Below are 19655 nucleotides of genomic sequence, written 5' to 3'. Positions count from 1 at the left end.
TATGAAAAGGTGTGATTGAATTGGCAGAAACAACTTATAATACTTTTCAACCTGAAAGGCAACCAACCACTATTGTTGCGAAATTGAATCCGATTCAAAAACCTTTCTTAACGATTGGCGTACTAGCAAGCATTATACTTTTAATAATCATTGTCGCCACAACAGATTTGATTCAAGGGACTTTATATATGATTGGCTTGGCGCTAGGTGTAACACTACTGCATGCACGATTTGGCTTCACGTCTGCTTTCCGGCGCTTGATGTCTGTAGGTAATGTACAGGGGCTGCAGGCGCACATGGTGATGCTGGCAGTCGCAACTACACTGTTTGCCATCATTTTAAGTACTGGCTTCAGTTTTACTGGTAGTACACCAACAGGGTATGTATCACCTGTAGGGATTAGTGTATTAGTCGGTGCATTCATGTTTGGTATTGGGATGCAGCTCGGAAGTGGTTGCGCATCTGGAACACTTTACTCGGTCGGAGGAGGTTCCTCATCAATGATCCTGACACTAATATCGTTCATCGTTGGATCTGTCATTGGCGCTTACCACTTTACGTTTTGGATGGAAGATACGCCGGCACTTCCGCCAATTTCCATTGCGGAATCGACTGGGCTTGGGTTCTTTGGCGGCTGGGCGGTTCAGATGGCACTATTTGCGGGCATTTATTGGATAACAGTCCAAATAGCTAAGCGAAAAAACCCGCCAAGTATGAAACCGTTGGCGACCACAACAGGTTGGAAAAAGGTGCTTCGAGGTTCTTGGCCATTATTTGCGGCTGCTATCATTTTGGCACTTCTAAACGCCCTTACATTGGCAGTACGAGGAAACCCTTGGGGCATTACTTCTGCATTCGCCCTTTGGGGAGGGAAGGCATTAATGTTGGTAGGTATAGATGTTTCCAGTTGGGGATATTTTACCGGAGCAAACGGAGAAGCTTTAACTCAGTCGGTCCTGGCTGATTCCACTAGTGTGATGAACTTTGGAATCATTTTAGGAGCATTTATTGCAGCAAGTGCACAAGGTACTTTTAAACCCAGGAAAATCAAACCTGGCATTGCAGGGGCTTCCATTATTGGTGGTTTATTAATGGGCTACGGTGCGAGACTTGCCTTTGGTTGTAATATTGGAGCATACTTTGGAGGAATCGCATCCTTCAGTTTACACGGTTGGGTATGGATGGTAATGGCTATACTTGGGACACTACTGGCTTTATTTATTAGACCATTATTCGGCTTAAAGAACCCTAAGCCCACAGATTCAGTTTGTTAACGATTATAAGCGACTCGATAAACGGGTCGCTTTTTTTTGCGTAAAAAAAGGAGCGGGAAATAATATTGAAAAAGTTTTCTTATAGTGAAAACGTTATTATTCTAGAAGAATGATAAAAACAAACCACTTAAATCCGTTATTATTCCACTAAAACTTAAGTGGTTTATCGCAAGAAATTATTTCCCAAACACTAAATATCAAAATTCATAGAATAATAAATTCAATTATTATAAAATAATAGGAACTCGAGGGGTGATCTGAATGAGACTAAATAAAAAGCCCTTACGGCTGCAAACAAAGCTAATCATCCTCATTGTGACGTTACTTATCGGCATTATAGTATTAATATGCGGTGTGTTTTTTTACTTAGAGATGAAAGAGCTTAAAGCGAATACCGGTAAGCGAGCTCTCCAAATAGCTAAGACGATTTCTTACATGCCAGAGGTACAAGAAGCAATGGGATCGAAAAATCCAAGTACAACGCTCCAGCCATTGACATTAAAAATTCAGCAGGAGATAGACGCTCAATTTGTGGTGATTGGGAATAATCAAGGACTTCGCTATACGCATCCTGATTTCGATAAAATCGGAAAACAGATGGTAGGGGGAGATAATATAAGGGCTTTGGAAGATGGAAAAGCTTATATATCCGAAGCGACAGGTTCACTAGGTTTATCAATCAGAGGGAAAGCGCCTATTGTTTCAGAGGATGGAATGGTTATTGGGGTTGTATCGGTCGGTTTTCTCATGGAAAATTTAAAAAGCCGGATGGAAGAAAAATTGGCTGAAATATCGTTGATTGCTCTGTTGACAATAAATATCGGAGTGGTGGGAGGATATTTGCTAGCCAGGAACATTCGAAAAGATATTCTTGATCTGGAACCCCATGAAATCGCTTCCTTGTACAGGGAAAGAAATGCCATCCTGGAATCCGTCAAGGAAGGAATCATTGCCGTTGATTCTAATGGGAACATTACGATGGTTAACCCTTCAGCTCTTGATATTTTAGACCTGCGGGAAAAAGAATTGTTACATAAACAAATCACAGACATCGTACCTGATACCGATATTATGGAAGTCGCTCGAACAGGGCACGCACAAGAGAACAAAGAAATCTATTTATCTGATAAAGACATTATCGTAAACAGGATTCCTATAAAAGAAAAAGAAACCGTGGTAGGAGTAGTATCCAGCTTTCGGGACAAAACAGATATGAAAAAGTTGCTTCACACTCTGGCAGAAGTAAAGAAATATTCGGAGGAGTTGCGAGCTCAGACCCATGAATTCACAAACAAGCTTTATGTCATATCAGGAATGCTAGAGTTAGGGAAATTTCAAGAAGCTTTAGACTGGATCCAGAAAGAGTATAGGATTAATCAGGCACAAAATGATATCATATTTGAAAAGATAAAGGATGAAAAACTTCAGGCCATCTTGCTTGGGAAGCTTGCTGTCGCATCAGAAAGGAAGAAACTTCTCCAACTTGATGAGGAAAGTTCAGTCCAGGTTTTACCTTCTAATATAAAGTTTTCTAGTTTAGTGGCCATTATTGGTAATTTGCTAGATAATGCGTTGGATGCAGTAGAGGAAAAAGAGGATGGAATGGTATCTTTTTCCGCTATTGACTATGGAAACGATTTAATTTTGGAAATAAGTGATAATGGACCAGGTTTTCCAGTTGGAACAATAGATTTGATTTTCAGGAAGGGATATACTACCAAACAAGCTGATCAGCCAAGGGGATTCGGCCTTGCTATTGTGAAGAAGGAGGTCGAACAGCTAGAAGGAACGGTAGAAGTACAAAGAACCCCGGTCAATACCACGGTGTTCACCGTATACCTCCCTAAAAACTACCTATAGGGGTGACAGAAATGATAAACGTTGCGATAGCAGAAGATGATTTTCGGGTTGCGAGCATTCATGAGCAATTTTTAGAAAAGGTTGAAGGAGTAAGGGCTGTAAATAAAGCTCTAAATGCTTCGCAAACGATGGATCACCTTGCAAAAGGCGAAACCGATCTTATCCTAATGGATAATTACATGCCGGATGAATGCGGAGTTTCTCTGCTACCGCTTATCCGCGAGAAATTCCCCGAGGTGGACATCATCATGATAACTGCAGCAACGGAAAAAGAAGTGGTAGAAGCGGCTTTGAAGTATGGAGTGGTTGATTACTTAATCAAACCCGTAACGTTTGATAGGTTTCAGCAGGCAATAAAAACATATCTTGAGAGAAAGGCTTTCATACAAGATCATGATTCTTATAATCAAGCAGTAATAGATGAGTTTTTACATAAAAATGGGTTGAAGGAAAAAGAAAAACCGAATGATTCTCATCCTAAAGGCATTGACCAATTAACATTGGAAAAAGTGGAAGGACTCCTAGCTAGCGATTACCAAGGAGGATGGACAGCCGAGCAAATGGGCGAACGGATGGGAGCATCTAGGACGACAGCAAGGCGGTATCTTGAGTACTTGATTTCTCTTGAAAAAGCAAAAGCTTCGTTAGAATATGGCATGGTAGGCAGACCTGAAAGAAAATACTATCGGATAGGAAAATGAGACCATGGAACAATTAAAGATCTTCAACAAAGATAGAAAATACTTGGGAACTGCATCAAGAGAGGAAGTACATCTTAAGGGACATTGGCACGAGACTTTTCACTGCTGGATAAAGGCTATGATAGACGGGAAAGAATACCTTTATTTTCAACTGAGAAGCAAGGACAAAAAGGATTATCCAGGCTTATTGGATATCACCGCGGCAGGACATCTGTTATCACATGAAAACGTGGAAGATGGAATCCGAGAGGTAGAAGAGGAAATAGGAATCAAAGTTGCCCTGGAGGAACTGTCTTACCTGGGTGTCATCCCTTACGAAAAAGAATTAGAAGGTTTTATCGATAGAGAGCATGCCAATGTTTTTCTGTTAAAGAGGTACATACCATTTGAGTCTTTTACACTGCAATCAGCAGAGGTTAGCGGGATTTTTATGGTTCCTTTAGAAGACTTTTACCAACTATGGTTTGAAAATAAGACATATGTCGTTATGGAAGGGATAAAGGAAATTGCTGACGGCGAAAGAAGCAAGGTTACTATAAGAGTGGATAAAAAAACGTTTGTTCCACACAGCGATACTTTTTACAAGGAAACATTGGCTGCATTAACAAAATGATGAGGTCGTCCTAATAGGAAATTCCTAAGGACTGCCTCTTTTTTTTGAAAATTTGCCAACCGTCTCGTGAACAAAATGAACAAAATAACCAATAAATCTTTTATATCGCTTATTTTGTAAACGGTTACATTTATAAGAATTTTCTTTACAATTACATACAAGACATAAGCAAAGGGGAGTATTTAGATGAAAATGAAGTGGAAAAACAAAGCAAGTGCAATGGGATTAACAGTGTTATTATCCTTGACAGCAGCTTGCTCCAGCTCACAAGGGGGAACAAGTGCAGATGGAACCTGGTCTCCTCAGAAACCAATAGAAATGGTCGCACCAGCCGGCGCAGGAGGGGGATGGGATACAACTGCCAGGATGGTTGCTCAAACATTTGAGCAAGAGGAATTGATTGATAAGAGAATGCCAGTTGTCAATAAACCAGGTGGCGGCGGGGCAGTTGCATGGTCATACATCGCGAAGAAAGAGGCAGATCCACACCATCTGTTCGTTTCTTCTCCACCATTATTACTAGTCCCTCTTAATGGACAATCTGAAAATACGTATAAAGATTTCACTCCGCTGGCAAATGTTATCGCGGATTACGGTGCTTTTGCCGTAAGGGCTGATGCCAAGTGGGATAATTTAAACGAGTTATTTGAAGACATGAAAGAAGATCCAGCAAGTATCACTGTAATCGGTGTATCTTCTCCTGGGAGCATGGATCATATACAATTTGTCAAAATTGCTAAAGCAGCAGGCGTGGACATCACGAAGGTCAAGTATGTATCCGAACAAGAGGGTGGAACATTGACGGCATTGCTTAACGGAAGTGTAGATGTCTATTCAGCTGGGACTGCAGAAACAGTGGAGCAGGTGAAAGCAGGGAAAATCAAGGTTTTAGGCATAACAGCTGAAGAGCGTCTAGAGGGGGAGGTCCTTTCTGATTTTCCAACTGCCAAGGAACAGGGAATAGATGAAACCTTTGTAAACTGGAGAGGATTTTTTGGCCCATCCAACATGGATGATGCGGCCGTTGCCTATTACGAAGATAAGTTCTCAAAATTAAACGAATCAGCTGCCTGGGATGAAATCAGAAAGAAATACGGCTGGAATGAGCTTTTCATGACAGGGGAGGAATATCAGGAATTTCTAAAAAAAGAGAATGAAGAAATGCAAGCGCTATTGGAAGAATTGGGACTTGGAAATTAGAGATTAATAGGTGACCCGCTACCCTCCATAAAGAGGGAGCGGTCCCTATGGATAGGTGGGGAGTTATATGATACTAAGACCGATAAATCGTAAACTTGGATTGGCACTAACCCTCTTTGCAGGAGCATACCTGTTTTTAAGCTACCAGATCCCCAGTTACCCATATGCGTTAGTCGATGCGGATGTGGTACCAAAAGGATTAGGTTTCTTACTATTATTATTGTCCATTTTACTTTTCGTTCAGAAGAAAGAGGAAACCGAACAAGAAAAACAAAAAAGAACGATCCCTAAGAAGGAACTTTACGTCCTGCTTGGGGTTGCGGGATTTATTTTAATCTATATTTTTTTACTTGAAATAATAGGTTTTGTCATTATGACAGCAGCATTTGTTTTTACTTGTTCATCATTTCTTGGATATAAAAAATATAAAGTAAGTGCCTTAGTGGCAATCATTTTTTCGTTGCTCTTATATTTACTTTTCAATTACTTGCTCCTTATTCATTTACCACCAGGAGTGTTACCATTTTAGGAGGTGTGAGAGATGGGTTCTATGGAAGGTCTCTTTTCTGGATTTCAAGTCGCATTTAGTATAGAAGGTATTTTATTTGTATTTTTAGGGGTATTTATCGGAACCTTTATTGGGATGATGCCGGGTCTAGGACCAATCAGTGCGATTGCCATCATGATTCCTGTGACCTATAGTATGGACCCGGCGTTGGCATTGGTCATGATGGCCGGGGTCTATTACGGGGCAGTATTTGGAGGGTCTTCATCCTCCATTTTATTAAATGCACCTGGAATATCGGGTACTGTTGCAACCGCATTTGATGGATATCCCATGGCGCAACAGGGGAAGGCAGGAAAAGCTTTGGCCATTGCTGCCATCGCTTCCTTCACAGGAGGTACTATCAGTGTAATTTTGTTGATGCTTTTTACTCCTTTATTAGCTTCAGTCGCTGTCGTGTTCGGTCCTACTGAGTATTTTGCTTTGATGCTGATGGGACTGACAGCCATTTCAAGTCTGTCTGATGGGTCCACAATAAAAGCTATGATTTCCGCTGTGTTAGGTTTCATGGCCGTAACGATCGGTATAGATGCTCAAACGGGAACACAGCGCTTTACTTTCGGGAACATCAACCTCCTCGAAGGAATTGACTTTCTTGTAATAGCTCTTGGTTTATTCGCACTGGCAGAAGTTTGTATATTGATCTTCAATCGTAAGGACAGCTCAGGGGGAATGAGTGGAAACATTGGCAGTCTGAAGCTATCCAGAGAAGATGTCCATGAAATGAAGGGACCAGTTACGAGGCAATCGTTTCTAGGCTTTTTGCTAGGTGTTCTACCTGGAGCAGGGGCGACCATCGCATCTTTTATTGCGTATGTCACAGAAAAGCGAATCGCCAAAAAGCCTGAAGAGTTTGGGAAGGGATCGATAAAAGGTCTTGCTGCACCTGAAGCTGCCAACAATGCGGCGACAGGCGGGGCCTTTGTTCCCCTCCTAAGTTTAGGTATTCCTGGATCGGGTACAACCGCTGTCCTTCTTGGTGCCTTCCTTGTTCTAGGTGTACAGCCAGGCCCTTTACTGGTACAGGATAATCCTGAAGTGTTCTGGGGAATTATTGCAAGTATGTATATAGGAAATGTGTTTTTATTGGTATTGAACCTTCCGCTTATCCCATATATAGCCAAAGTGCTTAAGGTTCCAAGGCCTTTGCTAATCTCCTTGGTCATCATGTTCAGTCTTATCGGGGTCTATGCCATAAGCTTCAATACTTTTGATTTATATATATTGCTATTATTCGGAATAGCAGGGTTTTTGATGAGAATATTTTCCTTTCCTGCAGCCCCATTTATCCTCGCGTTCATTCTAGGCGGCATGATGGAGCAGGCGATGCGTCAATCCCTAACCATCTCAAATGGGGACTGGTTGGTCTTTGTAAATAGTCCTATATCCGCTATTTTGATAGGTGTAGCTTTGTTGTCTCTAATCATTCCATTACTTAAAAAGAAACCGACAGTGGTTAGTGACGAAAATAACTTAGATGTATAAACGCAGTCTTCTTTACATTTTAATCTAGGCAAAAACAGCCCCGCCATACAATCGGCAGGGCTGTCTTGAATTTATTTATATTTTTCCTTCCCCTTGGCTCCCCAAAGGAATAAAACGAAGATGCCAGCAGCCACTATCAATGGTGCAGCATACATAATCAAGAAGTTTTCCATGGAATGACCCTCCTTATTTTTTTCCTTGCACGTACTTGTTATCGAATAAGAACAAGCGCATCAATAGATATAATGAAGGAATCAGTAGGCAAAGCCCAGCAATGAATGCCGTAATCAACGCTACAGCCATTGCCTCATTTGTAAATCCATCATAGATCGTCAAATATGGATACAAAAGGTAAGGCATATGAGAGGCCCCGTAACCGAAGAATGCCGTTGCAAACTGAAGCATTACCAAGATAAAAGCTACACCAAGATGTTTCTTTTTCCACATCAGATAAACCGCTCCAAGGAAAAAGAGGAACGAAAGACTGAACATCCAGGAAAGTTCCAACATTTTATCGAAGTGTTCTGGGTTATGATCGCTTAAAGCAAAGAATACGAGAACGCTGGCGAGTATCGTTGGCAGGCTCCAATTCAAGGCATATTTTCTTAACACATCAAAAGCCTTTTCGTCTTGAGCTGTTTTAGCGTAATATGCCAGGAAGTAAGCCGAGATGTAAAGTACACTTACTAAAGCCAAGATGACCACTGCCCAAGAATAGAAACTGGTGAATAAAGCTCCATAATCCAACCATACGGAATCTTCATATTTATAAATGAATCCACCCTCTGAAATAGTAAGAACAACAGAAAGGGAAGCAGGAATTAAAAGGCCTGTGGCTCCATATAAGGCTTGATAAAAGTTGTTTCCTTTCTCACCATAATGATGGAAAGCATAGTAAGACCCACGAATTGCCAACAGTACAATCGCGATACTTCCCGGTATTAAAAGTGTTGTTCCATAATAATAGGCGGTAGAAGGGAAGAAGCCCACAATTCCTATAAAGAAGAATACGAGAAACACATTCGTTACCTCCCAAACAGGAGAGAGGTAACGGACAATCACTTTGTTGATTAGATGATTTTTCTTGGTAATCGTTGAATAATAACTAAAGAAGCCAGCCCCAAAATCAATGGATGCTACAATTAAATAACCGTACAAAAATGTCCATAAGACAGTAATCCCAATAACTTCATAGCTCATTTTTCATCCCCCTTACTCCATGCCTCTGTCGTGAAGCTCTTTCTCCACCGGGTTATTTTTAAACATTTTCCGCAATACTGTGGCACATGTTGTACAAAGAACGATGTAAAGCAGAACAAAAAGGACAATCATTAAATCTACATGCTCCGATGTTGTTGCACCTTGTTCCACGGTCATATAACCTACAAGCAACCAAGGCTGCCTTCCAAGTTCAGCAAAGAACCAACCCATCTCAATTGCCAAGAGGGAAAGCGGTCCACCTGCAACGATCGCCCATAATAAAGGTTTGTTCCATTCGTTCCATTTCCGTACTTTTGCAAACAAGACATACAGAATAGATACAAACGCCAAGAACATCCCTATCCCCACCATTAAATCGAAGAAGTAATGGACGATTAATGGAGGGAGCTCCTCTTCAGGGAACTCTTCTAAGCCAATCACTTCTGCATCAGGTGTCCCGTGAGCAAGAATGCTTAAGGCATAGGGAATTTCCAGTGCATATTTCACTTCATTATTTTCTTGAAGGACTCCACCCAATATTAAAGGAGCTTCCGTTGAAGTCTCAAAATGCCATTCTGCTGCGGCAAGTTTTTCAGGTTGATATTTTGCTAGATACTTTCCTGAAAAATCACCAATGATAGCAGTAGATATTGCAAAGATTGCAGCTGCTGTCATAGTAAGGTGCAATGCTTTTTTATGATAAACATGGTCTTTTCCTCTAAGTATCGCAAAGGCTGCAATGGCTGCTAAAACAAATGCTGTTGTTAAATATGCCGAAGATAAGACGTGAGCAACCTTTGTAGGGGTTGCGGGATTGAACATTGCTTCTAAAGGACGGATATTGGTCAATACGCCGTTTTCAAGGTCAAATCCTCTTGGCGCATTCATAAAACCGTTCACTGTTGTGATAAAAAAGCCTGAAGCCATTGCACCGAGCGCTACAGGAATCAAAATGAAAAAGTGATAGATTTTCTTTTTAAATCGGTCCCAAGTATATAAGTAGATGCCGAGGAAGATAGCTTCAAAGAAAAACGCAAAGGTTTCCATGAACAATGGAAGACTGATAACATGGCCGGCCATCTGCATAAAGTTCGGCCAAAGTAAGCTCAACTGTAAACCGATAGCGGTCCCTGTCACTACCCCAATCGCAACGGTTATAACAAATCCGCGTGCCCATCTTCTCGCAAGCAGGCGATAATGTTCATCATTTCTCTTTATTCCCATCCATTCTGCCAAAGCTATCATAAGTGGAACTCCCACACCGACCGTGGCGAAAATGACGTGCACAGCCAGTGTAATTCCAGTAAGAATTCGGCTTAAAAAGACCGGATCGTATTCAAACATTCCAAACATCCATACTCCACTCCTTTTTAAAACAAAATTACAATCTTCTAGGTTCATTTTTTATTATACAATAGATTGCTCAATACTTCACAATATAAACTCTAAGCAAACTCTCTTTCTAGTATATTCCCTTTAACCAAGAAGCAAAACAGGGGGAAAGCGCTTGAATATGACATCTTTATGGCAAAGATTCGGCTAATTTGTGACAAATAATGAAGAGAAGGAGAGGTTAAGTAACTAACGCCTACTTTTTTAAGTAACAAAAGATATTAGAAAAAAAAGTAAAATCTAACGGAAAGTTGTATAAATATGTAGAAGAAGGTGGTAAAATATTCTTATAATTCACACAAAGGGTGTATTCAATGAGGAATTTAATTAATCATAGTAATAGGCTTTCTAGGGACACATTCTCTCTAAATTATAATCTAGATCAAGGAATCGTAGGCACCTTCGAATTATCAAATGGACACGTAGACAATCTAAAGAGTCAAGGGAATTTAAAATTCCATACACCAGTGGAGGAGCTATTATATAAAATTTATGATTTTACTGTGCTACAGGATAAAAAGGCTGCAAGGGAAAAGTTTCTATATTTAAATGATGAGTTTAATATTAATCATGTCTTATCTGATCCCAGCATAAACTTACTTTATCTCGTGGTGAAGCTTAAGTACTTTATCTTAAATAATGATAGAAAGCTATATGAGCCAATATTTAATCAAATTAGAAGTTTACCTACTAGCATAAATCCCTCTGTTGAGTACATACACCATAAAACATTAGGAATCTATCATTATCGAACCAATAATTTTTTACAATCCACCTTAGCACTTGATAACGCCCTATCATTGGCTGAAAAACTACCTTATATTTCTGAAGATGATAAAGCAGAACTGTATTATCAAGTCTCATTGACGAAAATCAAAACTTGTGACACGTTTGAATCTATCTTTTATGCCGAAAAGGCTCTTTCCCTCTATCAAAGTCTCTATAACAATAAACGTTCAGCTGAATGTCATATTATTTTAGGTATCAACTATAATCATTCCAAACGCCAGGACTTTGCAGAAAAACATTATCTTTCTGCAAAAAACATTGGGGAAAGCATTGGAGATTCTTATCTGGAATCGATGGCACTTCACAATCTTGGATGCATTAAGTCCTATTTAAAGCAATCAGAGGAAGCGATCTATTATTATTTAGAATCATTAAAACGAAAAAGAGAAGAAGAAAGAAGTGTTTTTTCCATCCTAGGACTTGTTGAAGAATATTACTTTTTACAACAAACAGAATTTTCAAAGGAATGGGCGGAACAAGGGTTAAGATTGGCCAAAAGAATTGATTTAACAGAATATATTCTTCACTTTACCGCACATATCTATCTATTAAATAAAGATACAGAATTAGAGCCGTATATTTTACAACAGGTAATACCCTATTTTAAAAATGCCGGGAATGAACGATACAGCATTAAGTATATGGAAATGTTGGCTAAATACTATTATGAAAACCAACAATACAAGTTAGCAAGTGAGTTTTTCGACAGCTGTTTGCAAAATATAAAATCAAAAACCTCTTACTAAGAGCAATCCTTAAAGCCCACACCAAGAATATTGGTGTGGGCTTCGCTATGATAAATGGGTAATTTGGCTTAGTTTTATTTTCTTTCATCAAATCATGTTTGAATGTTGAATTTAGGGTATGTAAGCACTATTTAATTCTTTACACCATTGGGAAAGGTAGTGTTTACATTGTTCGGAATAAATGATTTGTGGAAATTTTTCTTCTCTTTTTTTCTAGTCTTACCTATTGTGACAATTATTCATGAGTTAGGGCATTATTTCTTTGCAAAGCTATTTGGCGGTAAAGTTATTGTCCATATTGGAACCGGCAATGTCCTTTTCAAGATTGGCTCGATACGAATCAGGAAGTTATATTTTTATGATGGTTGGTGCGAATATATTTCCATAAGCAAAAAAGCTTCTAAACTTGATAAGATTTTAGTCTATTTAGGAGGATCAATTTTTAACATTTTGTCCATATTCATCTTAAATACATTAATATTAAACGAAGTATTGGAGCCAAGTATCTTCTTCTATCAGTTTACTTATTTTTCATTTTATTTTTTGTTCTTTTCTTTATTTCCAATTAATCACCTGAATGGCTGCCCTAGTGATGGGATGGCCGCCTTAAATATATTAACGAATAGAAAGTTCAGTAAAAACCCGTCTAATTAATATAAATATATGACATTTGTCATAACAAGCTTATGACACGTATGACTATGAGTAGTATCATTTAAAGAGTAAAATGGATTTAAATGTTTAAAAATATCAATTTACAGAACTTTCCTATTAACTTTGGTATAATAAAGATACAAGACATGTAAAGGATAAATGAGGTTTCAACTATGAAAAAGAGATATTTAATGTTTCAAAAAGGTTCTGGAATATCACCATATATCTGGAGCGTATTCAGCATCCTTCCGTTTTATTTTATTTTTCAATCATCATCCACCCCCGAAATAATAGTTGGGATATGTTTAACGATTCTATTTTTTATTGCTTATAGATTTGCATTCATCTCTTATAAGTGGCCTGTCTACCTATGGACTTGTTTACTGATAGGAATTTCCATTACCATGACAATCTTGTTTCATTTCATTTACTTTGCTTTCTATATAGCTTATTACAATGGAAAAATTAAAAATAAAATAGCCTTTACTGTGCTATATATCATTCATTTGATTGCAACTACAGTAGCAATCAACATAAATGTCGTCATGAGGGACGAATTATTCTTAAAACAAATCCCGTTTGTCGTTATCATTTGGATTGCAGTGATTTTACTACCATTTAATCTTTACAATAAGCGAAAACAAGATCAGCTAGAAGAACAGTTGGATGTTGCTAATAAAAGAATTTCTGAGCTTATCATTCAAGAAGAAAGACAACGGATTGCAAGAGATCTGCATGATACACTTGGACAAAAACTTTCGTTAATCGGCTTGAAGAGCGATCTTGCTAGGAAAGTAATGACTAAGAATCCTGACCAGGCAAAATCGGAGCTAAAGGATGTTCAACAAACAGCCCGGACCGCCTTGAATGAAGTGAGACAAATGGTGTCTCAAATGAGGGGAATACGATTAAAAGAGGAATTTGTAAGGATAAAACAAATACTTGATGCTGCACAGATAGACCTAAAATTGGAGCATGATTTACCTTTAAAGGACAATTCATTGTTCTTAGAGAACATATTGAGTATGTGCTTGAAAGAAGCGGTTACGAATGTAGTTAAACATAGTAAAGCATCAAAATGTACGGTTACGATGGAGCAGCTGGGAGATGAAATCAGACTGACCATTCGTGACAACGGGGTTGGAATGACAGAGCAGGATGATATAGGTAAAGGCAGCGGACTGCTCGGCATTAGAGAAAGACTGGAATTTGTAAATGGCCAGATGGAGATTAGCGGGGAACAGGGAACAACCATCCGAATCAAGGTGCCCAAAATGGTCAATCAGAGGGAACAGGAGGAGAAAGCATGATACGGATAGTAATAGCAGAGGACCAACGCATGATGTTAGGCGCCTTAGGTTCATTACTAGATTTGGAAGATGATATGGAAGTGGTCGGAATGGCTGGAAACGGGGAAGAGGCTGTAGCTTTATTTCACAAATATAAGCCAGATGTTTGTATTATGGATATTGAGATGCCAGAGAAAACTGGTTTGGAAGCAGCTGAAGAGTTAAAGGGCCTTGGGTGCAAAATCATCATATTGACCACATTTGCAAGAACAGGGTATTTCCAGAGAGCCTTGAAAGCGGGAGTTACCGGTTACTTACTTAAAGACAGTCCAAGTGAAGATCTGGCCAACTCCATTCGAAGCATCATGTCGGGAAGACGCGTTTATGCCCCGGAATTAATGGATGACTTCTACGGAGAAGAAAATCCGCTCACTGAGAGGGAAAAAGCGGTTCTGGAGCTTGTGGCTGACGGCAAAAATACGCAGGAAATTGCAGATGAGTTAAGCATAAAATCAGGTACTGTTAGAAATTATATTTCTAACATACTGGATAAACTTGAAGTGAAAAACAGAATTGAAGCGATTACTCAATCCAAGGAAAAAGGTTGGTTTAAGTAAAATTGGATAGAATGATAAAAAGCCGATCTCAGCGTTCTGATCGGTTTTTGTTTATGCTCTACTTTATTATATGATATAGTTATTGGAGCTATTTTAAGGCTATATATAGAAAAGAGACGTGATAAGAGTGACTGATTTTTTAAAGTTAGGGATTCGAAAAGGAGTAAATCATTCCTTAAAATCCATGGGGATCAATACCCCTACCCCAATACAGGAACAAACTATTCCCACAGTACTTGAGGGGCATGATGTTATTGCACAGGCCCAAACCGGCACAGGTAAAACATTGGCTTTTGTCCTTCCTATCTTGGAAAAGGTGGACGTTAATAACCCAGAAACTCAAGCATTGATACTTACACCGACAAGGGAGCTTGCCCATCAAATTACAAAAGAGATAAAAAAGCTAAAAGAAAATATAGATGATTTACAGGTTCTTGCAGTATATGGGGGACAGGATGTTAACTCCCAGCTAAAAAAGCTAAAGGGAGCACAGCATGTAATCGTGGCAACACCTGGACGCTTGCTAGATCATGTGAGAAGAGGAACCATTGATCTTTCCACCATCTCCATGCTCGTCATTGATGAAGCTGATCAAATGCTATTGATGGGTTTTCTACCTGATATTCATACCATTACAGCAGAAACTTTTTCTTCACGCCAGACGATGCTGTTTTCTGCAACAATTCCAAATGAAATTCATGCATTAGCGAAGAAATATATGAAACAACCAAAACATATTCAGATAGCTGAGAAGCAAGTGACAGTAGCTTCCATCAACCATTATGCCGTGGAAACGACGGATCGTCGTAAAGAAGGGACCATGCTTCACCTCATTAAAGAACATAATCCCTATTTGGCCATCATTTTCTGCAGAACAAAGGCGAGGGTGCAGAAGCTAACAGAGGTTCTTAAACATGAGGGAATAGAATGTGAAGCATTACATGGTGATATCCCGCAATCTAAGCGTAACCGAGCGATGAAATGGTTCCGGGAAGCTAAACTTCAATACCTTGTTGCAACAGATGTAGCTGCTCGTGGACTAGATGTAGAAGGCGTGACACATGTCTATAATTATGACATACCTCAGGACTTAGAGACCTATATCCACAGGACTGGCCGGACAGGACGTGCAAGCGGATCAGGAGAAGCGTACACGCTTTTCGCTCCAAGGGATGTGGATTTCCTTCAAATGATAGAAAAGGGGATTGAAATGCCCCTAGAAAAATTAGTATTCAAAGGTATAAGCATTCCTGACCGCGATGACTATGAGGAAGAGCGCAATGTTAATATAGCGAAAGCGAGAAGAGAAAAGGCCAGAAAAAAAGATTTTACCAACAAAAATTTCAAGAGATAGAAAGGAAGTTGTACAGATGAATATTAAAGGACATGAAGCAGAAAAGCTCAAAGACCCTACAGGAATTATTGAAGGAGACAGATTTGAATTTTTTCTGGATTTGGATATAGAGGAAGAAGATGAATTGTATACCGAACAAGGTGTTTATTTGAAGGTGATATTCGCCGTTGAAGATAATGGACAAAGAATTGCTCAATACCAATTTTTTGAAGAGAATACAAACAACGCACTGAATTTCGAAATGGAAGAAGAAGAAGAGCAGGCTGTATTGGCATATTGCGGTGAACATTACAAGGCAGTGCTTTAATTAAAACCATTTGCATTTTTTCTCGTTCTCCTGTACTATAGGGAAACAAGCTACGATGTACGTAACCATAACAAAGTTTTAACCTTTATACTTAGCTAGGGAGTTTTATATAAAAGCAGGAATGTCATGCCTCCATGGATAGAGGACGACAGGAATGTTTTTGCGAACACCCACTTTCAGGAGTGGTGGTTTAAAACTTTCTTATACTAAGTTACGGCAGTTGTGGCTTGTTCCTTTAAAAACACACTAAAAAACGAGCTTCCATCTTTAGAGGTGGAGGCTCGTTTTTATTTGATTTTGTTCTTAATATAAATAACTGAGCGCAGTGTGTTAAGATAAGTAGGTCCCTTACGCGTATAGAATAAAGAGGACAAGGAAAAGACTTACAAGAGTGATTAGTTAAAGAAGGGAGATAGAAAAATGGAAAAGATAGAAGTAGGAGATATCTTTATTGTGACAGATGAAAATGATCAGGAACAAGAACTTGAGGTACTTGGCACTATGGACGTAGCTGATTCTGTATACGTCGCAGTAGGTTTTGTGGAAGAGATTGCAAAAGAAACGACTGGCGACGTCGATATTTTCTTCTTGAAAGTAGAAGAGGATGGCGAGTTATCAGAAATTGAAACGGACGAAGAGTTCAATGAAGTATCTGCAGCATTTGAAGCAATGGTAGACAAAGAACAATAATACTAATGAGGTTGTCCTATAAAAAGGACAGCCTCTTTTTTTGTTTGATGGGCATGTATGAGAATAAGCTCAATACACTATATCAAAGAATAATTTTTCCTGGAAAGTTATTCTTCTCTATCCAATTCCTACTTGACAGGGCTGTTTTAGTGGATTAAAGTATTTAATTAAGAAAGAAGGGGGAGATAGTATGGATACTTTGTTTATTGTACTTAATATTATTTTATTACTTTTACTCTGCTTTGGGCTTTATACAATGCAAAAGAAAGGCGTTTCTTTTTCTAAGCGCGTTTTCTCTGCATTAGGAATTGGGATTGTTTTTGGTCTTGGCCTTCAGTTTATTTATGGATCAGGTTCAGAAGTATTGAGCGGCTCTATCGACTGGTTCAACATTGTAGGTTCAGGTTATGTAAAATTCCTGCAGATGATTGTTATGCCGTTAGTGTTCATCAGTATCATTGCCGCTTTTACAAGGCTTACATTAAAGAGCAACATCGGTAAGATTAGCGCTTTAATTATTGGTATTTTGATTGGTACGACAGCAGTGGCAGCAGCCGTTGGTATCGGTACCACACTTGTCTTCGATTTGGAAGCGATAGAAATAGAACAAGGCGAAGCGGAAACAGTAAGAGGAGAGCAGATGGAACAGCGAGCGGGGGACCTTGCATCCAAAACCTTCCCGCAACAGATGCTGGACTTCATTCCATCCAATGTGTTCCTTGATTTCACAGGTGCACGTTCAACATCTACCATAGCAGTAGTTATATTTGCCGCATTTATTGGGATTGCCTACTTGGGGGTCAGACGTAAGAACCCGGAACAGGCAGAATCCTTTTCTAAAATAGTTGATACATTCTATACCATCATCATGAGAGTTGTGACATTGATTCTCAGGCTAACTCCTTATGGGGTACTAGCTTTAATGACCAGGGTTACCGCAACAAGTGATTACGGTGCTATCGCTAAACTCGGACAGTTTGTAGCTGCTTCTTATGTCGCACTGGCAATTGTTTTCGGTATCCATTTGATTCTATTAGCTGTTGCCGGTTTAAATCCACTGACCTATGTGCGTAAAGCAATTCCAGTCCTATCGTTTGCCTTTACTTCGCGCACCAGTGCTGGAGCTTTACCATTAAACATTAAAACACAAACGAAAGAATTTGGCGTGTCTGATGGAATTGCCAATTTCGCAGGTTCCTTTGGATTATCCATCGGTCAAAATGGTTGCGCGGGTGTTTATCCAGCCATGCTTGCAGTCATGATTGCACCAACCGTAGGAATAAATCCGTTAGATCCATCCTTCCTATTCATGTTGATTGTCATTGTAGCGATCAGTTCTTTTGGGGTAGCAGGAGTAGGAGGCGGTGCAACCTTTGCAGCCATTCTGGTGCTTTCTGCAATGGACTTACCAATTGCACTGGCAGGATTGTTGATTTCTGTAGAACCACTTATTGATATGGGGCGTACAGCGGTCAATGTAAGCGGCAGTATGACCGCAGGGGTGCTTACGAGCAAGGTGACGAATGACCTTGATACTTCTGTATTTAACAGTAAAGCATCGACTGATATGGAGTTGGATGTTTGATTGGTTTTTGTATGAGAAGGGAGAGCAGCTTGGGTGCTGCTCTCTTTTTTGGTTTAATTTTATTACGAAAATCGAAATGTCACTATGACCGTTATAAAAGTCACAATAACCTTCGAGAAAGTTACAATAACTAAAAAAATAGTTATAATCAGCCTCTGAAAGGCCACAATCCAAGCTAACGAGTGTCAATTGTAAAAATAATTACTTTTAAGCGTAAACTCGTGTTGCTTTTTAATGGAATATAAATTACTCTATAAAGTAACAGGAGGTGAAAATAATGGAAAGCGTTAGATTGAATGTTGCTTTATTGCGGAGAAAAGTACCGAACCTAACGAGTGCAGCAAAATCTGTGGGCTTGAGACCCGCTACCGTTTCAAATCTGTGCACAGGCAAAATTCCAGTAGGAAGAGCAGAAGTACGTACCATTATCGCTTTAGCAGATTTAGCAGAGTGTAGCTTAGATGAATTGATATTGAGAGGGGAGAAAGTCGATATGATCGAAACAAAAATTAAAGCTATCGATTTATTGGCTCCATTAACTAAAGGAGGAACTAACGGTCTCGTAGCAAGGCCCGGCATGGGGCAACTGGTCGTTTTAGCAGAGTTGTATTACCGTCTTAAACGAGATGGGTACACATCTATTATGCTTTCACCTAAGGGGGAGCATCCCGAAGTTGAGGAGATTCTTGATCATGTAGATTTCACTGTTAATACAATAGAAGAAGCTTACCAAAAAATCATGGAACTAGGACCAAATAAAGATTTAATCTTCACTGCTGACCGTGGCCACGTAGCGAATGGAAACATTCAAGACCTTCACTACAAACTAGAAAAGATAGGAATGAATACAGTTACAACTTTCCTACTTGATTTAAGTGGGCAGGTAGTAGATGAAGACCTTCCTTACGGTCCTTTAGAAACGTTATGGCAATTCGATGCAGACCTTGCAGCAAGACACAAATATCCAGCTATTAATCCTTTACAATCCACTTCATCTGTCTTAGAAGGTGCTCATCTAGACCAACACCACTTAACTATACAACAACGCTCACAAAAACTTCTTAGACGATACCGTGAATTACGCTCACTTGTTCAAGTCAGAGGAATGGATTTACTCCCTGAAACTGAAATCCAAACATATAAGAGAGGGGAAAGATTAGAGGCATATCTAACCCAACCTTTCTTTGTTGCTGAACCATTCTCCGGAAAAAAAGGAGAAGATGTGGACCTCCCGACGATGCTTGAAGATATTAGAAAAATACTAGAAGGTTCCTATGATTCTGCAGAAGTGAATTCTTTATCCTATATCGGTACAATAAAATAGCTTGATAGAA

Annotated in this window: 19 protein-coding genes and 1 other RNA gene; 17 read left to right on the top strand and 3 right to left on the bottom strand. The window is 39.4% G+C overall.

The window, feature by feature from the left end:
• Positions 1–20 precede the first annotated feature (20 nt).
• The 7 genes from B4U37_RS11005 to B4U37_RS10975 all read left to right on the top strand — a co-directional run bounded on the left by B4U37_RS11005 (position 21) and on the right by B4U37_RS10975 (position 7698).
• Complete coding sequence (locus B4U37_RS11005) at positions 21–1274, top strand: YeeE/YedE family protein (RefSeq protein WP_088018250.1); 1254 nt, start codon at positions 21–23, stop codon at positions 1272–1274.
• Between the two features lie 261 nt (positions 1275–1535).
• Entirely contained in the window at positions 1536–3134 is a 1599-nt protein-coding gene (locus tag B4U37_RS11000; RefSeq protein WP_088018249.1) for an ATP-binding protein, read from the top strand.
• Between the two features lie 11 nt (positions 3135–3145).
• Positions 3146–3835, top strand: a complete 690-nt coding sequence (locus B4U37_RS10995) for a response regulator (RefSeq protein ID WP_088018248.1) — start codon at positions 3146–3148, stop codon at positions 3833–3835.
• A 4-nt stretch (positions 3836–3839) separates the two neighbouring features.
• Complete coding sequence (locus B4U37_RS10990) at positions 3840–4448, top strand: NUDIX hydrolase (protein ID WP_088018247.1); 609 nt, start codon at positions 3840–3842, stop codon at positions 4446–4448.
• Positions 4449–4634: 186 nt separating this feature from the next.
• Entirely contained in the window at positions 4635–5648 is a 1014-nt protein-coding gene (locus B4U37_RS10985; protein WP_244951567.1) for a tripartite tricarboxylate transporter substrate binding protein, read from the top strand.
• A gap of 67 nt (positions 5649–5715) precedes the next feature.
• Entirely contained in the window at positions 5716–6177 is a 462-nt protein-coding gene (locus B4U37_RS10980; RefSeq protein ID WP_088018246.1) for a tripartite tricarboxylate transporter TctB family protein, read from the top strand.
• A 12-nt stretch (positions 6178–6189) separates the two neighbouring features.
• On the top strand, positions 6190–7698 hold the full coding sequence (locus tag B4U37_RS10975) for a tripartite tricarboxylate transporter permease (protein ID WP_088018245.1): 1509 nt from the start codon (positions 6190–6192) through the stop codon (positions 7696–7698).
• 71 nt (positions 7699–7769) lie between these two features.
• Here B4U37_RS10975 and cydS read toward each other — a convergent pair whose 3' ends face one another.
• Genes cydS through B4U37_RS10965 form a run of 3 tightly spaced genes read right to left on the bottom strand, consistent with a single transcriptional unit; the run spans position 7770 to position 10242 of the window.
• A complete protein-coding gene (gene cydS / locus B4U37_RS22695; RefSeq protein WP_392396758.1) occupies positions 7770–7871 on the bottom strand; it encodes a cytochrome bd oxidase small subunit CydS family protein in 102 nt (33 codons plus the stop codon).
• A 13-nt stretch (positions 7872–7884) separates the two neighbouring features.
• Positions 7885–8898 (bottom strand): cytochrome d ubiquinol oxidase subunit II, encoded by a 1014-nt coding sequence (locus B4U37_RS10970; protein WP_088018244.1) that lies wholly within the window; start codon positions 8896–8898, stop codon positions 7885–7887.
• Positions 8899–8910: 12 nt separating this feature from the next.
• Positions 8911–10242: a cytochrome ubiquinol oxidase subunit I gene (locus B4U37_RS10965; RefSeq protein WP_088020260.1), complete on the bottom strand. Its 1332-nt coding sequence runs from the start codon at positions 10240–10242 to the stop codon at positions 8911–8913.
• A gap of 551 nt (positions 10243–10793) precedes the next feature.
• On the opposite strand from B4U37_RS10965, the gene B4U37_RS10960 reads away from it, so the two are divergent.
• The 10 genes from B4U37_RS10960 to B4U37_RS10915 all read left to right on the top strand — a co-directional run bounded on the left by B4U37_RS10960 (position 10794) and on the right by B4U37_RS10915 (position 19645).
• Entirely contained in the window at positions 10794–11825 is a 1032-nt protein-coding gene (locus B4U37_RS10960; protein WP_157663770.1) for a tetratricopeptide repeat protein, read from the top strand.
• A gap of 147 nt (positions 11826–11972) precedes the next feature.
• On the top strand, positions 11973–12479 hold the full coding sequence (locus B4U37_RS10955) for a site-2 protease family protein (protein ID WP_425444104.1): 507 nt from the start codon (positions 11973–11975) through the stop codon (positions 12477–12479).
• Between the two features lie 173 nt (positions 12480–12652).
• Positions 12653–13789, top strand: coding sequence for a sensor histidine kinase (locus tag B4U37_RS10950; protein WP_088018241.1), 1137 nt, complete (start codon positions 12653–12655; stop codon positions 13787–13789).
• The gene (locus B4U37_RS10945) at positions 13786–14385 is read left to right on the top strand and encodes a response regulator transcription factor (RefSeq protein ID WP_088018240.1); all 600 of its coding nucleotides are present in this window, start codon (positions 13786–13788) and stop codon (positions 14383–14385) included. Before B4U37_RS10950 ends, B4U37_RS10945 begins: the two co-directional genes overlap by 4 nt.
• Before the next feature lie 127 nt (positions 14386–14512).
• The gene (locus tag B4U37_RS10940) at positions 14513–15739 is read left to right on the top strand and encodes a DEAD/DEAH box helicase (RefSeq protein ID WP_088018239.1); all 1227 of its coding nucleotides are present in this window, start codon (positions 14513–14515) and stop codon (positions 15737–15739) included.
• Between the two features lie 16 nt (positions 15740–15755).
• Positions 15756–16046 (top strand): DUF6509 family protein, encoded by a 291-nt coding sequence (locus B4U37_RS10935; RefSeq protein WP_088018238.1) that lies wholly within the window; start codon positions 15756–15758, stop codon positions 16044–16046.
• Positions 16047–16090: 44 nt separating this feature from the next.
• A non-coding RNA gene (gene ssrS, locus B4U37_RS10930) (6S RNA) lies at positions 16091–16279 on the top strand.
• Positions 16280–16466: 187 nt separating this feature from the next.
• Positions 16467–16736: a DUF1292 domain-containing protein gene (locus B4U37_RS10925; RefSeq protein WP_010193616.1), complete on the top strand. Its 270-nt coding sequence runs from the start codon at positions 16467–16469 to the stop codon at positions 16734–16736.
• Between the two features lie 190 nt (positions 16737–16926).
• A complete protein-coding gene (locus B4U37_RS10920) occupies positions 16927–18321 on the top strand; it encodes an L-cystine transporter (RefSeq protein ID WP_088018237.1) in 1395 nt (464 codons plus the stop codon).
• Positions 18322–18598: 277 nt separating this feature from the next.
• Positions 18599–19645 (top strand): ATP synthase beta subunit C-terminal domain-containing protein, encoded by a 1047-nt coding sequence (locus B4U37_RS10915; protein WP_088018236.1) that lies wholly within the window; start codon positions 18599–18601, stop codon positions 19643–19645.
• Positions 19646–19655 lie beyond the last annotated feature (10 nt).

It is taken from the genome of Sutcliffiella horikoshii, from assembly GCF_002157855.1.
In the GTDB taxonomy this organism is placed as follows: domain Bacteria; phylum Bacillota; class Bacilli; order Bacillales; family Bacillaceae_I; genus Sutcliffiella_A; species Sutcliffiella_A horikoshii_C.
The sequence above is the reverse complement of the archived record's forward strand: the minus strand, read 5'-3'. Positions and strand labels throughout refer to the sequence as shown.

Coding starts and splice junctions, on each gene's coding strand:
- B4U37_RS10970 (WP_088018244.1), bottom strand. CDS start 8,898: ATGAGCTATGAAGTTATTGGGATTACTGTCTTATGGACATTTTTGTAC.
- B4U37_RS10950 (WP_088018241.1), top strand. CDS start 12,653: ATGAAAAAGAGATATTTAATGTTTCAAAAAGGTTCTGGAATATCACCA.
- B4U37_RS10925 (WP_010193616.1), top strand. CDS start 16,467: ATGGAAAAGATAGAAGTAGGAGATATCTTTATTGTGACAGATGAAAAT.
- B4U37_RS10945 (WP_088018240.1), top strand. CDS start 13,786: ATGATACGGATAGTAATAGCAGAGGACCAACGCATGATGTTAGGCGCC.
- B4U37_RS10965 (WP_088020260.1), bottom strand. CDS start 10,242: ATGTTTGAATACGATCCGGTCTTTTTAAGCCGAATTCTTACTGGAATT.
- B4U37_RS10990 (WP_088018247.1), top strand. CDS start 3,840: ATGGAACAATTAAAGATCTTCAACAAAGATAGAAAATACTTGGGAACT.
- B4U37_RS10915 (WP_088018236.1), top strand. CDS start 18,599: ATGGAAAGCGTTAGATTGAATGTTGCTTTATTGCGGAGAAAAGTACCG.
- B4U37_RS10980 (WP_088018246.1), top strand. CDS start 5,716: ATGATACTAAGACCGATAAATCGTAAACTTGGATTGGCACTAACCCTC.
- B4U37_RS11000 (WP_088018249.1), top strand. CDS start 1,536: ATGAGACTAAATAAAAAGCCCTTACGGCTGCAAACAAAGCTAATCATC.
- B4U37_RS10995 (WP_088018248.1), top strand. CDS start 3,146: ATGATAAACGTTGCGATAGCAGAAGATGATTTTCGGGTTGCGAGCATT.
- B4U37_RS10975 (WP_088018245.1), top strand. CDS start 6,190: ATGGGTTCTATGGAAGGTCTCTTTTCTGGATTTCAAGTCGCATTTAGT.
- B4U37_RS10985 (WP_244951567.1), top strand. CDS start 4,635: ATGAAAATGAAGTGGAAAAACAAAGCAAGTGCAATGGGATTAACAGTG.
- cydS (WP_392396758.1), bottom strand. CDS start 7,871: ATGGAAAACTTCTTGATTATGTATGCTGCACCATTGATAGTGGCTGCT.
- B4U37_RS10935 (WP_088018238.1), top strand. CDS start 15,756: ATGAATATTAAAGGACATGAAGCAGAAAAGCTCAAAGACCCTACAGGA.
- B4U37_RS10920 (WP_088018237.1), top strand. CDS start 16,927: ATGGATACTTTGTTTATTGTACTTAATATTATTTTATTACTTTTACTC.